This window comes from Proteus sp. FME41, from assembly GCF_014897315.1.
GTDB lineage: Bacteria > Pseudomonadota > Gammaproteobacteria > Enterobacterales > Enterobacteriaceae > Proteus.
This window is the reverse complement of sequence record NZ_JABUYL010000011.1, coordinates 85,659-100,309: the sequence shown is the minus strand read 5'-3', so window position 1 is coordinate 100,309 and position 14,651 is coordinate 85,659. Positions and strand designations below refer to the sequence as shown.

Here is a 14,651-nt window from a genome sequence, read left to right as displayed (position 1 = left end):
GGCCAACTAATGAATTTTTTAAATTTCGTCATTCTGACTCTTCTTCAACTCTACACATCAGTGCTCCTATTACGTGTTTGGATGCAATGTGTCAGAGCTGATTTTTATAATCCTTTTTCACAATTTATTGTCAAAATCACACAGCCTATCATTCGCCCATTAAGAAGCTTTATTCCTTCTATCGGCTCTATTGATACAGCATCCGTTTTACTGGCCTATATCTTAGTTTTATTAGGTATTATTATTCCATCTTACCTATCAGGCACATCAATTCCTTTCTCGCTCATGTTTCCGTTTGCTCTTATTGAGCTATTAACAGCTGCGGGTAAAATAATTTTTTGGTTGATTATTATCCGCGCTATTCTTAGCTGGGTAAGCCAAGGCCGTAACCCTATTGATCATCTTTTATTTCAATTAACAGAACCTTTAATGTCGCCTATTCGCCGTGTTATTCCTGCGATGGGTGGTTTAGATTTCTCTGCAATGATTGTTATCCTTGTTCTGTATGCTCTGAATTATCTACGTGTAGATGTTTTACAGTGGCTACTTAGCGTCACTCTTTACTAAGGATAAATAGCATGCAAAAAGTGGTTCTCGCAACAGGAAATCCGGGTAAAGTCAAAGAATTAGCATCACTGCTTTCTGATTTTGGTTTACATATTATCGCTCAAACAGAGCTTGGTGTTGATTCTGTTGAAGAAACGGGTTTAACCTTTGTTGAAAACGCGCTGATTAAAGCGCGTTATGCTGCAAAAGTGACCGGTCTTCCTGCTATTGCTGATGATTCTGGTATTTCAGTTGATGCTTTAGGTGGTGAGCCGGGTATTTATTCAGCGCGTTATGCCGGTATTGACGCTAATGATCAACAAAATCTGGATAAATTGCTTAATGCAATGAAAGATGTTCCTGCAGAAAAACGCCAAGCACAATTTAACTGTGTACTGGTTTATCTGCGCCATGAAAACGATCCGACTCCGCTGATTTTCCACGGTATTTGGGAAGGTATATTAAGCACTGAAATGCAGGGTGAAGGTGGATTTGGTTATGATCCTATCTTCTTTGTTCCTGAATTAAATTGCACTGCGGCGCAATTAACTAAAGAACAAAAAAATCAGTATTCTCATCGTGGTAAAGCACTTAAATTAATGTTGGATGCCCTTAAGAATGCTTAAGTTGCCCCCATTAAGTTTATATATTCATATTCCTTGGTGTGTACAAAAATGCCCTTATTGTGATTTCAACTCACACACTCTAAAGGGTGAAGTACCGCATCAAGAATATGTGCAACATTTACTCAATGACTTAGATGATGACCTTATTCACGTTGGCTCTCGTGAAGTCCAAACCCTATTTATTGGGGGCGGTACACCTAGCTTATTAAGTGCTGAGTCAATGGCTGATTTACTCTATGGTGTTAAAGAACGCTTAGCGGTTAGCCCGAATGCAGAAATTACCATGGAAGCGAACCCAGGAACGGTAGAAGCTGAACGCTTTGCTGGATTCCAACGTGCTGGCGTAAATCGTATCTCTATCGGTGTGCAAAGTTTTGGTAACGATAAACTGATCCGCTTAGGGCGTATTCATGATGCTGATGAAGCTAAAAATGCTGCTCGTTTAGCCAAAGAATTAGGCTTACGTAGCTTTAATTTAGATTTAATGCATGGATTACCAGACCAATCATTATCTCAAGCACTTTCAGATTTACAGCAAGCAATAGAGTTATCCCCACCGCATTTGTCTTGGTATCAATTAACCATTGAACCCAATACACAATTTGGCTCTCGTCCGCCCAAATTACCTGATGACGATATGCTGTGGGATATTTTCTCAGAAGGCGATAAATTACTGACTGCTGCAGGTTATCAACAATATGAAACATCAGCATATTGTAAACCGGGCTTTCAATGTGAGCACAACTTAAATTATTGGCGTTTCGGGGATTATTTAGGTATCGGTTGTGGTGCACATGGAAAAATAAGCTTTGAAGATGGTCGCATAATGCGAACAGTAAAAACCAAGCATCCTAAAGGTTTTATGGAAGGTCGTTATCTCCACCAGCAAAATTTTGTTGATAATGATGACCGTCCATTTGAATTTTTTATGAACCGTTTTCGTCTATTAGAAGCATTCCCAAGACAAGATTTTAGCGATTACACTGGGCTTTCTGAAGAAGTTATTCGCCATCAAATAGATGAAGCTTTGGCCTTAGGTTATATCAGTGAATCAAACACTCACTGGCAAATTACACCTCATGGCAAGCTGTTCCTCAATTCATTGCTTGAGTTATTTCTTTAATATGACTAATTTTAAATAGCTAACTTAAAAATATGCCCAACTGTTATTCATGAACTTACCCCAGTTCACATTCACAGTTGGGCATTTCTTTTTATCATAAGCCTTAAAACATCACAAAAGTCTTAAGAGTTAATCTATTACTTAAAGTGCACTCTCTACTGCTTCAATTTGTTTAGTTAAGCTATCTAAACCACCACCAGAGAGATACCAAAGATCAGCTTGCAGATAAACAATCCCCCCATTTTTATAGGCTGAAGTTGTTTTTATAGCATCATCTTCAAATGCTGTTTTTTCTAATTTACCCGCGCCAATAGCTTCGCTACGATCCACAATTAAAATAACATCTGGATTAGCTTTTGCGATCATTTCTGATGTAACTACACGGCGTTTACCTTTATCTTCTTCCGCAACCGGCGGTAACTCAGCCCTTTTCGCCTTAATAACATCATAAACAACACTTTGATTATTAGGCATTAAATTACCCGCGTTATGCATCAACACTAATACTTTTTTATCAGACTCAGCCGCTTTTTTCTGAGCTTGCTCAATCATGCTATTTAGCTTTGTCAGTTGTTCCTGAGTTGCTTGTTGTTTATCAAATAACTCACCCATTAATTTGATATTCGCTTCAACCGAATCAAGATAATTAGCGCTATTCGTACCTAAATTAACGGTCGGTGCAATTTTTGCTAACGCGTCATAAGATGCACCTTGGCGCCCCGTAATAATGATTAAATCAGGTTTAATTTCAGCTAGTTTTTCTAAGTCAGGCGCTTTCATACCACCAACATTAGCGACATTACTTGCGATACTTTCTTTAATATAAGCAGGTGCATTCCCCAAAGGTAATCCCACCACTTTATCGGCTAACCCTAATTGAACTAAAGAATCATATAAACCGAAATCAAATAGAACCACTTTTGAAGGGTTCTTAGTGACTGACGTTTCACCCAACAGGTGTTTAATCACCATATTGTCATTCTGCTGACTAATGACTTGGTTAGGTTGATATTCAATTGGTGTTTTGCTTAACGCAGAGAAACTTGTTACAGAAAGGATAGATGCGATAACTAAAGGAAGGATCTTCTTCATTAATTTTGCCCTGTTTAAGTGGAATACTCAAACAGGGCATTCTAAACAGCTCACCTCACAAGTCAATTGAACAAGAATGATTTTCATTATTATTTTCAATTATTGTGAGTTAACAATTTATAAAGCTTATTAACTACAAGGGGAATAACGTCATTATCTATTAATTTTTAATGAATTATTTTTTTAATGAATTAATAAGTTCGATACGTTGGTTTTCCATTTGGCTAATTTTCCCACAAACTTGCTGACCAAATTGAGAAAAATTAGCTTCTTGCTGTTTCCATTCTTGATCTATGATTTTCTGGAAACCATCTAAGCTACCTAATAATCCACCTAATGCTTTTTTGCTATCACCACCCGCGGCCGCTAATAGCTGTTTTTTACCTAATTCATTAATACTGTCTTGCAACATGCCCCCAAGGCTGTTTTCAATAATTTCACGCCCTTTAATTTCAACTTGCTTAATCGCTTGAGAATGAAAGGTGATATTATTTGGCTCTACAGTCACAACTTTATCCATTTGTTGATTAAGATCTTTTTCTAATCGACTTAATCTATTAAGAATATTGCTCTCTTTACCAAAGGCTTCAATCACCACTTTATCCAACACCTTACGAGAATCTTGTAATTTAACACCCGTCTCAGTTCTTAACCAAGGAACATCTTGCCTTACTGTGGCCTGATATTTTTTTGCTAACGCTTGTTGTTGTGGCGTCAACGTGGCACTTTTTTCATTTTGAAGTAATGTGCCGTCAGGATAAATCACCATTAAGCCATTTGCTCCTGCGACTTCGACAAACTCAGGAGTAATGCGTAAATCGTCTTTTGGCATTACCGCACAATCAAAGCTTGGTAATGCATTTGCTGTTCCTGCAACAAAAAACAGCGCTACAGCAATATTTCTTAAATTCATAACAACTCTCCTGAAAACATGGCTAAAATATCGAACGCCCTACTTTGTTTGCTAATAGTTCAAGTGCTGCACAACCTGCTAATGAGTTACCTGATTTATCCAGCTCGGGTGACCAAACCGCAACAGTAAAAGCATCAGGAACAACAGCAACAATACCGCCGCCAACGCCTGACTTTCCGGGAATACCAATCCGAAATGCAAATTCACCGGCACCATCATACATGCCACACGTTAACATTAACGCATTTATCTGGCGGGTTTGTCTTGGCGTAATAATCTGATTTTTATTACCAACACTAATGCCTTGGTTCGCTAAATAGCTAAAACAACGGACTAACTCAGTGCAACTCATTTCGATGGAACAATAGTGAAAATAAGTTTCAAGCACTGTAATAACGTCATTCTCAAAGTTATCAAATGATTTCATCAAATAGGCAATTGAAGCATTTCGACTAAGATGTTCCATCTCCGATTTTGCCACAGCCGAGTTATAACAAATATCGGGGGTATCCGTTAGAAGGCGAATAACCTCAAGCATTCTCTGCTTTGGTGCACTTAATCGTGACTGCAACATATCAGTAATAACAATGGCGCCGGCATTAATAAATGGATTTCGAGGTATCCCTTTTTCCATTTCTAGCTGTATTAAAGAATTAAAAGGTAAGCCTGAAGGTTCTTTTCCAACACGTTGCCAAATTTCATTTTCTTCATAACGTGTTAAAGCGAGCGTTAAACTAAGTACTTTAGAAATAGACTGAATAGAAAAACGTTTATCTGCCATACCTGATTGATAAAGTTCACCATCAACCGTATAAACGGCCATAGCAAGCCTATCTGGCGATACTTGAGCTAATGCAGGAATATAGTCTGCGACTTTCCCCTGCCCTATTAATGGGCGAATTTGTTGCAAAATATCTGACAGTAATGCGTTAGATAACGTTGTAGTCACAGTCCCTTCCCCAGACAGACAAGGGCATCCTTTTGGATGCCCTTGTTATTATTTGCTAAATGTATAACTTTCTATCAGTCCCACCAGACATCAAATAATTCAGACGTCTGTACATCTTGCATTTTGTTCTCTTTTAGGAAGTTTTCGACTAATTGGCGATGCTCTTCTGTACATTTGCCAATTTGTTGTAAGCAGATTAAGCCTTCCCAGCTCAGGTAACCACTTGCATCAAATGCTAGCCCATTTGGCTCAATAACGTTGAGGATCAGGTCATCAACAAAGCGATCTACTTCCTCAATTGGGGTATTTTCTGGGAAAGTCCATTTAACTGAAAAACCTAATTCCTGAAATTCATCGATACGCAATTTTTTGCGTAAACGGCGACTACGTTGTTTAGCCATTATTTTACCCTCTTGAACATAAGATCCCATACACCATGCCCTAAACGATGACCGCGTTTTTCAAATTTAGTCACTGGGCGTGTTTCTGGTCGTGGTACATAATCCTGAGTTTCTGACAAATTTTGATAACCTTCAACATTTGTCATCACTTCAAGCATGTGTTTTGCATACGGTTCCCAATCTGTCGCCATATGGAAAACACCGTTTGTCGTTAATTTTTTTAAAATTAATTCTGCAAAAGGCACTTGAACAATACGACGCTTATTATGGCGTGCTTTGTGCCATGGATCAGGGAAAAATAACTGAACCATTTTTAAGCTATTATCAGGGATCATGTGATTGAGTACTTCAATCGCATCATGACACATGACTCGCAAGTTACTTAACTGTTCCTCTTCAGCATTAGCAAGGCACGCCCCAACACCTGGTGCATGCACTTCAATACCGAAATAATTATTTTCTGGCGTATTTTTTGCCATAGTCACGAGCGATGCGCCCATGCCGAAGCCAATCTCTAAAATAACAGGTGCTTCGCGTCCAAAAACCTGACTGAAGTCGATGGGTTCCGGTTCATATTCAATACCAAAAGTAGGCCACTGTGCCTCTAACGCTTGCTCTTGACGAGGTGTTAAACGACCTTGTCTGCGAACAAAACTACGAACGCGTCGTAAAGCTCGCCCTTCTTCATTGAATTCCGGAGAAATTACATTTTTGATCATGTCTAGTACTGTCAGTCATTAGGCCAATTAATTACTTAAAACCGTTATAATGTCGTTATGGTATAAACTTAACCGACATTATCCAAAGATCCCTAAGTTTAGCAAGAGTCACTCTTAGAAGCATCACCCTATAAGATAAATATTAAGAGTGTTTACAGTTTATTCTCACTGTGGTGCAATCTTACTCTCAATTAGAATATGAGTTAATAAAATAAAAAATGATGGAAGCTCTGCAATTTTCGCAAGTCGTACTCAATTGGTACCACAAATATGGGCGTAAAACGCTCCCTTGGCAGCAAGAAAAAACGCCTTATCACGTTTGGTTATCAGAGGTCATGCTACAACAAACCCAAGTTGCCACGGTTATTCCTTACTTTAAACGCTTTATTGGGCATTTTCCGGATGTGGACGCATTAGCCAAAGCCCCTCTTGATGAAGTTCTTCATTTATGGACAGGTCTTGGTTATTACGCTCGAGCTAGAAATTTACATAAAGCCGCACAACACATTGTAGATAAACACCGAGGGCAGTTTCCTGATACCTTTGAGGCCGTTTGTGCTTTACCGGGTGTTGGACGTTCAACCGCTGGCGCTATTTTATCGTTATCACTGAAAAAACCTTACCCAATCCTTGATGGTAATGTGAAACGTGTTTTAGCTCGTTGTTATGCCGTTGAAGGCTGGCCAGGTAAAAAAGAAGTTGAAAATAAGTTGTGGGAGATCAGCGAAAACGTCACCCCAACTGTAGGTGTCGAGTATTTTAATCAGGCAATGATGGATTTAGGGGCAATGGTTTGCACCAGAAGCAAACCTAAATGTGAACTATGTCCACTAAATACAGGTTGTATCGCTTATGTTCAAAACAATTGGGCGGATTATCCTGGGAAAAAACCAAAAAAAGTTATCCCAGAAAAAACAACTTATTTTCTTATTTTACAATATGATAATCTTGTCTGGTTAGATAAAAGACCACCAGCAGGAATATGGGGCGGATTATTTTCCTTTCCTCAATTTGAGACAAAAATGCTTTTAGAACAGTGGTTAGCTGAACATGGACTCGAAAACAATAAATCAGAGCAATTGATTTCATTTCGACATACCTTTAGCCACTTTCATTTAGATATTGTGCCAATTTGCGTAAAACTTTCGACGTTTACCTCTATGATGGAGGCGCAAAAAGGACTTTGGTATAACTTACAGACACCTGCAACCGTGGGGTTAGCAGCGCCTGTAGAGAATTTACTTAGACAATTAGCCTAAGCTAATCCCTGCAATATTGAGGATTTATTATGAGCAGAACTATTTTTTGTACTTTCCTAAACAAAGACGCTGATGGACTCGATTTTCAGTTATATCCTGGAGAGATTGGAAAGCGCATTTTCAATGAGATCTCAAAAGAAGCATGGGCTCAGTGGATGACAAAACAAACCATGTTAATTAATGAGAAAAAACTTAACACCATGAATCCTGAAGATCGCAAACTATTAGAACAAGAAATGGTACGATTTTTATTCGAAGGCCACGATGTTCATATTGATGGCTACACACCACCTGAAAAATAATACTCACTTTGCCAGAGCCTTTTAGGCTCTGGTCTTTTATTCACCATAGTGATGCAATTGACCATGAAAAAAATCCTTCTCTTGCTGATTATCGCCCCTCTACTCATTTCATGTAGTAGCCAATCACCCAAAACCGTTGAACCGACTTACACAAAAGATACTAATGCATTTGATATTCTTATGGGTCAATTTGCCAATAATATCGAAATGATTTGGGGTATGAAGGAAGTTTTAATAGCGGGCCCCAAAGATTATGTAAAATATACAGATGCTTATAAAACGCGTAGCCATATTAATTTTGAAGCAGGTACAATCACGATAGAAACATTAGGCGGTGATGCCCCTCAATTTCAATTACATAAGGCAATTGTCACCACACTATTAATGGGTGAAGATCCAGGCTCTATCGATCTCTATTCTGACGTCAATAATATCCCCCATAGCACAGAGCCTTTCTTATCTGGTCAGGTTCTTGATAATACGGGACAGCCTATACGCTGGGAATGGCGCGCCAATAAGTTTGCAGATTATCTGATTGCTAACAAATTGCAAAAACGTCAATCTGGTATAAATACCATTTGGTATGTCACCATTAATTTAGTCCCGAATCACCTTGATAAACGTGCTCATAAATATTTGCCATTAGTTCAGCAAGCTGCTGCTAAATATGGTGTTGAACCTTCTCTTATTCTGGCCATTATGCAAATTGAATCCAGTTTCAATCCTTACGCTGTCAGTAGCTCTGATGCGTTGGGTCTAATGCAGATTATGCCAGCCACCGCAGGACGGGATGTATTCCGGATGCAAGGTAAATCAGGACAACCAAGCCGTAGTTATTTATTTGATCCTGCTAATAATATCGATGCAGGCGCTGCTTATATCTCGATATTACAAAATAGCTACCTTGGCGATATTAAAGATCCTGTTTCACGCCGTTACGCTGTTATACAAGCTTACAATGGTGGTGCAGGCAGTGTGTTGCGTGTCTTCCATAGCGATAAGAAACAAGCTGCCGCAATGATTAACAACTTAGACTCCACACAAGTGTATACAACATTGCGTAATAAACACCCTGCTGATCAATCTCGTCGTTACCTTGAAAAGGTGAGTACCGCTCAACGTAACTATCGTTAATCAATACTTAATCTAAAAACAAAGCTTCCTCAATAAATTTGGGGAAGCTTTTTTACTTTTGAGACTGAATAAGTGGCTTTATCACCCTATATTTTTAAGTATCACAAAACACTTTCAGCTTTATTTTTACTCATTTCTCACGACAAGTAGCCTTTTATCAATCAATAAGTTTAAAAAAACAGCAATCAAACAATTTTGTGATAAATAACGTTGACGAGCAAGGCGATATCGGGTTTAATACGCCCCGTTGCCCGAATAGCTCAGTCGGTAGAGCAGGGGATTGAAAATCCCCGTGTCCTTGGTTCGATTCCGAGTTCGGGCACCATCTTTAGAAAAACCAGCCTTAGGGCTGGTTTTTTGCTTTCTGCGCTTTATAAGTTTTTGAGTTCCCCTTTTCTTAAAGTCTGCCTTGCTACCTTGATTCTTAACTTGTTCACTCAAAATATTATTTTTTCTTTATACTTCTGATATCTAATAATTACTTCATGTGAATTGCTATAGTATTTAGATAGCAATCTATTCTCTTTTTAATATAATGAATTCTTAAATTAATCTAATGTAATTAACATTAGATTAAATTTAGCTTTAGGTGAACATGAAGTTTAATTATACAAAAAGGAAAATAATTAATGTCTAATAATATTTATTTAAGAATAAATGGAAATGTTCAAGGAAATATTTCAGCTGGATGCTCTTCTTACGATTCACTTGGCAATAAATACCAAAGCTCTCACTTAAATGAAATATTAGTTATAGCGTCCACATTTGATATATCAAGAAGACAAAATTTAAGTCATGCCCCTCTTTCTATAACCAAACATGTTGATAAATCAACACCATTACTAATTACGGCAATTACAAATAACGAAATTTTAAAGTGTGAAATTGATTACTATAGAACTTCTCATACCGGCGCCCAAGAGAAATATATGACGGTTGTTTTAACAAATGCTTCTATTGTCAATTACTCACAAATACATGCAAGTACCTTAACTCAAAGTGATTCATTACCTAGCGAAATTATCACTATACAATATGAAAGTATTACCTGTAACCATATAATGGCAGGAACGTCTGGATATAGTATTTCTGAACTAAGTTAATCAGTAAAAATTTAATGGTGAATTTAATATCTTGATTCACCATTAATTAAATTTATTTTTCATAAAATATCAATATGATAAATTACTTTTTTTTGCCAAATGTTAGTGAGATACAAAGGTAAAGTGCAAAAAAAAGACAGCTATAGCGAATAATATCTTTATTACCAGACCTTATAAATAATTCGCCAATAAAAAATTTATCACCAAATTTGAATATAATAAGACAACAACTTCCACATAAACCAACAACTGTAAGATAAATAAGATCTAAAAATCTATTTTTTTTACAAAGAATATAGAGTTGAGTTTTATATAAAATGAAAAATAAAAATAATGAAGATAGATAAAATAGAAAAAGCTCCAACCATCCAAAAGGAAAAGGTGATAACACATCAAAATTATTCACTTTTATTTTCCTCTTCATATAAATCGTATGTAGAATAAATAGCCATACCGTCAAAAAAAATCTCTGACATAAGAGGCACCCTATCCATAGTTTTCCATGATGTTATAAAATCACTCTTAATATAATGAAATAACTTCCATGCATCTTCTTTAAGAACTGGTTTTAGTAGTGATGCACCAGATAAACTTAAATCAATCACATTATAAAATATATCCGCTTCATTATCGCCATAACCTAAAGCTTTAGATGCTGCTCTATATCCGTTTTTTACAGGTCCACTATATTCCTCTCTAAATAATAAATAATATCCATTTTCAATCATACTATTTACACCTTGAGATACCATTCCAACCCCTAAACTACTGCATAATGTTCCGACAGATCCCACACAAGAAGCTCCCCCTCCATATATTTGCATTGCTCCGCTGACAAAACCTACTTGTTTGAGTATTAATTTATTATTTTCCTCACTTTCTTCTTTTTTACGTATTATTTCAAAAAGCGCATATTGCATTATGCTTCGATTTCTTAGTAAATTATCCTGTAACTCTAACCTTTCAATTTCATCGGAGATATTATCTAATCCTGCTGATAAACTTAAGCAATAACTACTTACCTCTAATTCTGTTCTAGCAATCAGTTGTTCTATATCATTTAAGAACATCATTCTTGAAAAAGAATCACCAATATATTGATAGGCAAATTTCATTGCTATTTTTCTTAAATAACTGGATTCTCTTCTTAACGTATCTCTATACACATCACTATAACTATAGTCTAGTTCATACTCAGTCATTTCTTTCACATCCTTATTGAAAATAAAAACTTAAGTGATATCTCATCCGAATTATCGACTACTATAGTGTAATGCTTAACAATCCTTATCAATAGTGAATATTTGGTTTTCTACTTATTAGAGAGATAAAAGTTCATTTAACTAAAAAGATAAAATAAATAGACTATAAATCTAGGTATATAAGATAAGACATTATCTATTTTAACAATTGGAAAATTGAATTTATATAAATACCTCTATATATTTACACGATATTTATGATACTTACAGGAAAACCCAACATTTATCTGATAATGTTATAAATATTATTTAATATAAAAACTGATATCTTTATTAATACAAAAAAGTCAGGAATATTTTTAATCATCTTTATTATTAGTATATAAATCACAATTTAAGTAATTTTTAAAATAATAAATTTACCACTAATAATAATTCTTATTTTCATTTTTAAATTAAAAATATAATTTTAAATATGCTTAAAATAAAAACCGATCGCTTTTATAACATTTATCACACAAATTAAGTTCATTTAAGAAATACTCCAGATATATATCTCCTTTTAATTAATACCTATCTCACAGAATATGAAATTCACCTTAATTGTCATTGACGAAATATAACTTCAGCAGTAAATATAATAAGCAATGATTATAAAAACAGTGACCATCTTTGAAGATGGCTTTTTTAATCCTTAAATTGTCTCATTTTTTAGACAAAGAGATATTACAGAAACCACGGGAGAATTTTATTATGAATCAACAAGATACAGCAACTCATTATTCAATTAATGATATGAAAGCGTTAATTGAAACAATGCAAATTTATAAAAAAGATAACAGTGGTAAAGGAATTACTCGTATTGCTTACGGCGAAGAAGATGAAGCTGCGCATCTGTACCTTGCTGGTTTAATGAAGGAAGAAGGTCTTGAAGTTTATCGTGATGGCATTGGTACACTTTACGCACGCTTACCGGGTAAAGATCGCTCATTGCCCGCGGTAGGTACAGGCTCTCATCTTGATACGGTACCTCAAGGTGGTGCTTATGATGGCGCTTTAGGTGTGATTGCAGGTTTCTATGCTTTAATGCAATACAAACCACAACAACTTAAACGAGACCTTGAACTTGTTGTTTTTCGTGCTGAAGAATCTAGTCGTTTCGGGTTTTCATGTATTGGAAGTAAAGTATTAACAGGAAAAATAGATAGAGCTCGCTGGGAACAAAACAGAGACGATGACGGCAATAACTTCTTTGAAGTTCTGAAATCATTAGGTTATCAATACGATAAATTAGATAGCTGTTTAGTTAAAAACGATCGTTATAGTGCTTTTGTTGAACTTCATATTGAGCAAGGTAAACGCCTCGAAAATGACAAAAAAACCATTGGTATTGTTAATGGTATTGCGGCACCAACTCGTTTTTCAGTCACAGTAAATGGCCATGCGGATCACTCTGGTGCAACCCCTATGTACCAACGCCAAGACGCGCTAGTTGCGAGTGCTGGCATTATTACCGATATCAATCGAGCAGCATGTACAGAAGCTGTTTATGGTACGGTGGGTACGGTAGGTAAACTTAATGTTGTACCTAACTCCATGAACGTTATTCCTGGACAGGTAAAATTCTCAGTAGATATTCGTGGTATTGATACTGAAAGTATTCAGCGTGTTGTACAACGCCTAAATAATAGTGTTGAAAAAGCAGAAAAAGATTTTGGTGTTTCTATTGATGTTCAACCCATTTCTGCTGAATCGCCTGTAAAATTAGATGATTCTATTTGCCAAGTTATAGAAAGCTTGTGCCAAAAAAACAATATCGACTATATGACTATGCTCAGTGGTGCTGGTCATGATTCAATGAATATGGCATCACTTTACCCAACGGCGATGATCTTTACGCCATCCGTTGCAGGTATTAGCCATCATCCTGATGAATTTACCGAGTTTAGTGATATTGCTGTTGCTGCTGATTTATTAGCAGAAACATTAGGTACATTAGCAAATCAATAATGGCTAACTATTTGTTTTAAAAGCTTAATAGCATCATCATCTTTAGTGGCTTTTAACCATAATTTATCAAAGAGAGACTGATATTGATATATCGCCTCAGTTGACGAAGTTACGGTAGCAATGCCCGTACTGACATTAGGAAATTCGCCTAAACGGAACGGGCTGACAGCTAAAGAAAGAGGAACTTTATCTTGATAAAATAATTGAAAAGTAAGAGACGGCATAGTATCTGAAATTATTGCAATATTAAGATAACTATTTTTTTGCTCTAGCTTTTCAATTAAATGAAGAATTTCACTTTTTGCTCGTTGTCTTCTCTCTTGTTGTAATGTTTTCGTTAAATTAACTGAGCCTAGCATACCAACATAAAGAAATTTTTCGATTTGTTGCTGGCTAATAAGGTTATAAATATGAGGTGAATGTAAGGATTGATGCTTCTTACGCTCTTTTAAAATGGATAAAACTTCTTGTTGTTTTTCAGACAGAAGATTTAAAGGTGATGCTTCCGTTAGCATTTCAACTAATGTTTTGTCATAACAATCTGAAGTTAATAAATAAGAGAATGGTTCGAAGTGGGTATAAATATGTGAAGATTGAGTCTCAAGTTGGCGCATTCGTTCGAAAAAACCATTTGCACTTGAGTAATATTCAGTATTGATCCCCAACAAACTAGTTAGTGAAGTATTTAATAATCGAGCAAGGCTATCGAGTGTTTCAATTTTAACAATTTCGCCTTTTTCTAGCCGATATACAGCAGCACGAGAAATGCCTAAGCTTTCTGCAACATCTTCAGCTTTTAATGAAGAGGCTATACGATAAGCACGTAGTCTATAGCCAATGGATTGGTAATCTATTTTTTCTCTAGGTATGTAAGGCATAGCTATAATTGGCTCCCAAATGCACAAAGTACCAGGGTAAAGTAATGGAACAACAATAAGATGTTAGTCAAGACAGTTTAAATTAAACCAAAAATAAAAAGAATCACCTTTCTCACAATGGGGTAAATAAAAGAAATTTGCAGTAAAAAGTTAGTCTATATCAATAAACCTGTCTCCTAGCAGGTAACCTCACCAGGGTTAAAGCAGTAAAAACAAACAACAATAAAAAAATAAAAGGCGTTGTAATTGAGATTACAGCGCCTTTTTCATGATTTAATTAACTAAATACTCTAAAAACATCGTGCTTCTCCCTTGAGACACTATTTCATAGCGATGGCTTGTAGGATAAACGTCTGTTTTTATATTTTGGAAAAGTACTCATTTAGTTTCAATC

Annotated in this window: 16 protein-coding genes and 1 tRNA gene; 9 read left to right on the top strand and 8 right to left on the bottom strand. The window is 36.1% G+C overall.

Annotation, left to right across the window (positions count from 1 at the left end):
* Positions 1–9 precede the first annotated feature (9 nt).
* Genes INT04_RS11730 through hemW form a run of 3 tightly spaced genes read left to right on the top strand, consistent with a single transcriptional unit; the run spans position 10 to position 2,295 of the window.
* Complete coding sequence (locus INT04_RS11730) at positions 10–567, top strand: YggT family protein (protein ID WP_193016312.1); 558 nt, start codon at positions 10–12, stop codon at positions 565–567.
* An 11-nt stretch (positions 568–578) separates the two neighbouring features.
* Positions 579–1,172, top strand: coding sequence for an XTP/dITP diphosphatase (locus INT04_RS11725; protein WP_193016311.1), 594 nt, complete (start codon positions 579–581; stop codon positions 1,170–1,172).
* On the top strand, positions 1,165–2,295 hold the full coding sequence (gene hemW / locus INT04_RS11720) for a radical SAM family heme chaperone HemW (RefSeq protein WP_193016310.1): 1,131 nt from the start codon (positions 1,165–1,167) through the stop codon (positions 2,293–2,295). Before INT04_RS11725 ends, hemW begins: the two co-directional genes overlap by 8 nt.
* A gap of 141 nt (positions 2,296–2,436) precedes the next feature.
* Here the strand turns inward: hemW and INT04_RS11715 are convergent, their stop codons facing one another.
* From INT04_RS11715 to trmB, 5 genes are all read right to left on the bottom strand, one after another.
* Entirely contained in the window at positions 2,437–3,387 is a 951-nt protein-coding gene (locus tag INT04_RS11715; protein WP_193016309.1) for a siderophore ABC transporter substrate-binding protein, read from the bottom strand.
* A gap of 175 nt (positions 3,388–3,562) precedes the next feature.
* Positions 3,563–4,300 carry a DUF2884 family protein gene (locus tag INT04_RS11710; RefSeq protein ID WP_193016308.1) on the bottom strand — a complete coding sequence of 246 codons (738 nt, stop codon included), beginning with the start codon at positions 4,298–4,300 and terminating at the stop codon, positions 3,563–3,565.
* Positions 4,301–4,322: 22 nt separating this feature from the next.
* Positions 4,323–5,249: a glutaminase B gene (gene glsB, locus INT04_RS11705; RefSeq protein WP_193016307.1), complete on the bottom strand. Its 927-nt coding sequence runs from the start codon at positions 5,247–5,249 to the stop codon at positions 4,323–4,325.
* A 74-nt stretch (positions 5,250–5,323) separates the two neighbouring features.
* Positions 5,324–5,650: a YggL family protein gene (locus INT04_RS11700; RefSeq protein ID WP_193016306.1), complete on the bottom strand. Its 327-nt coding sequence runs from the start codon at positions 5,648–5,650 to the stop codon at positions 5,324–5,326.
* Positions 5,650–6,369, bottom strand: a complete 720-nt coding sequence (gene trmB, locus INT04_RS11695; protein WP_193016305.1) for a tRNA (guanosine(46)-N7)-methyltransferase TrmB — start codon at positions 6,367–6,369, stop codon at positions 5,650–5,652. Before trmB ends, INT04_RS11700 begins: the two co-directional genes overlap by 1 nt.
* A 218-nt stretch (positions 6,370–6,587) precedes the next feature.
* Here trmB and mutY point away from each other — a divergent pair, with 218 nt between their 5' ends.
* The 5 genes from mutY (at position 6,588) to INT04_RS11670 (ending at position 10,167) form a co-directional block, all read left to right on the top strand.
* Entirely contained in the window at positions 6,588–7,628 is a 1,041-nt protein-coding gene (gene mutY, locus INT04_RS11690) for an A/G-specific adenine glycosylase (RefSeq protein ID WP_193016304.1), read from the top strand.
* A 29-nt stretch (positions 7,629–7,657) separates the two neighbouring features.
* Positions 7,658–7,930, top strand: coding sequence for an oxidative damage protection protein (locus INT04_RS11685; protein ID WP_193016303.1), 273 nt, complete (start codon positions 7,658–7,660; stop codon positions 7,928–7,930).
* Between the two features lie 63 nt (positions 7,931–7,993).
* Positions 7,994–9,064 (top strand): membrane-bound lytic murein transglycosylase MltC, encoded by a 1,071-nt coding sequence (gene mltC / locus INT04_RS11680; RefSeq protein ID WP_193016302.1) that lies wholly within the window; start codon positions 7,994–7,996, stop codon positions 9,062–9,064.
* A gap of 249 nt (positions 9,065–9,313) precedes the next feature.
* Positions 9,314–9,389: transfer RNA gene (locus INT04_RS11675), tRNA-Phe, on the top strand.
* 304 nt (positions 9,390–9,693) lie between these two features.
* Positions 9,694–10,167 carry an Hcp family type VI secretion system effector gene (locus INT04_RS11670; RefSeq protein WP_193016301.1) on the top strand — a complete coding sequence of 158 codons (474 nt, stop codon included), beginning with the start codon at positions 9,694–9,696 and terminating at the stop codon, positions 10,165–10,167.
* Positions 10,168–10,249: 82 nt separating this feature from the next.
* Here INT04_RS11670 and INT04_RS11665 read toward each other — a convergent pair whose 3' ends face one another.
* Together INT04_RS11665 and INT04_RS11660 are read right to left on the bottom strand one after the other, a co-directional pair.
* The gene (locus tag INT04_RS11665) at positions 10,250–10,573 is read right to left on the bottom strand and encodes a hypothetical protein (RefSeq protein ID WP_193016300.1); all 324 of its coding nucleotides are present in this window, start codon (positions 10,571–10,573) and stop codon (positions 10,250–10,252) included.
* Positions 10,566–11,369 carry a DUF4225 domain-containing protein gene (locus INT04_RS11660; protein WP_193016299.1) on the bottom strand — a complete coding sequence of 268 codons (804 nt, stop codon included), beginning with the start codon at positions 11,367–11,369 and terminating at the stop codon, positions 10,566–10,568. Before INT04_RS11660 ends, INT04_RS11665 begins: the two co-directional genes overlap by 8 nt.
* A 753-nt stretch (positions 11,370–12,122) precedes the next feature.
* Here INT04_RS11660 and INT04_RS11655 point away from each other — a divergent pair.
* On the top strand, positions 12,123–13,379 hold the full coding sequence (locus INT04_RS11655) for a Zn-dependent hydrolase (RefSeq protein ID WP_193016298.1): 1,257 nt from the start codon (positions 12,123–12,125) through the stop codon (positions 13,377–13,379).
* Here the strand turns inward: INT04_RS11655 and INT04_RS11650 are convergent.
* Positions 13,373–14,257 carry a helix-turn-helix domain-containing protein gene (locus tag INT04_RS11650; protein WP_193016297.1) on the bottom strand — a complete coding sequence of 295 codons (885 nt, stop codon included), beginning with the start codon at positions 14,255–14,257 and terminating at the stop codon, positions 13,373–13,375. The two genes, INT04_RS11655 and INT04_RS11650, sit on opposite strands and share 7 nt — an antisense overlap.
* Positions 14,258–14,651: the final 394 nt, after the last annotated feature.